Genomic DNA, 896 nt, shown 5'->3' with positions numbered 1-896 from the left:
GCCGGCCGCCACCAGCTGGCGCAGGGCACGCTCGCGCGCGATGTCCGCCAGCCGGTGGTTGGAGCGCTCGGGCACCAGCAGGCTGACCTGCACGCCACGCCGGCAGGCCAGGCACCAGGCATCCAGCAGCCCGTCGTCGGGCACGAAATAGGGCGTGACGGCGAGGATGCGCTCCTGGGCGTGGTAGGCGGCCGCCATGAGCAGGGCGTGGACCGTGTCGTCGGCGTGGTCCGGGCCGGTGGCGATCCACTGTGCCAGCGGCCCCTCGGGCACCTGCCCGGAGGCCCCGACGGCGAAGGGCCGGCGGTTCTTGCGCAGCACCCGGCCCTTGGCCATGCGCCAGTCGGTGCCGAACTGCAGGTGGGCGTGCAGCGCGACCGGGCCGTACACTTCGAAACTCAGATCCACCCAGGCGGGCCGGCCGGGGCGGTCCATGAAGTACTCGCACGCCAGGTTGCGCCCGCCGCTCCACAGCCGCCAGCCATCGGCCACCACCAGCTTGCGGTGGTTGCGCAGGTTGGTGCGCCCGCGCAGCGGGTTGCGCAGAATCGGCATGAAGCGGCGCACCTGCACACCCTCGCGCGCCAGGGCGCGCAGCATGCCGCGCGGCATGGCGAGGCTGCCCACGGCATCGACCAGGAGGCGCACCGCCACCCCGCGCCGCGCGCTGGCGATCAGCGCGCGCGCCACCTCGCGGCCGACCTCGTCGTGGGCGAAGACGTAGGTGCACACGTCGAGCTGGCGCCGTGCGCTGGAGATGGTGTCCAAGAGCCCGGCGCGGGCGTGCGGTCCGCTCTCGTGCCATGTGACGCGCTCGTTGCGCACTGCCGGCGCCACCTCCATCCCGGCCAGCAGCTGGGCCGCCCAGGAGGGGCCCTCGCGCTCCGGCGGCGGCC

At 74.7% G+C, this 896-nt stretch carries 1 protein-coding gene; it reads right to left on the bottom strand.

Features of this window, described 5'->3' with window-relative positions:
- Positions 1-896, bottom strand: an 896-nt coding sequence (locus A612_RS06165) for a phospholipase D-like domain-containing protein (RefSeq protein WP_019373642.1), incomplete at both ends; no start/stop codon positions are given.

Source organism: Melaminivora alkalimesophila, from assembly GCF_000282995.1.
GTDB classification, from domain to species: domain Bacteria; phylum Pseudomonadota; class Gammaproteobacteria; order Burkholderiales; family Burkholderiaceae_C; genus Melaminivora; species Melaminivora alkalimesophila.
Note: the sequence above shows the minus strand (reverse complement) of the source record. Positions and strands in the feature narration are given on the sequence as shown.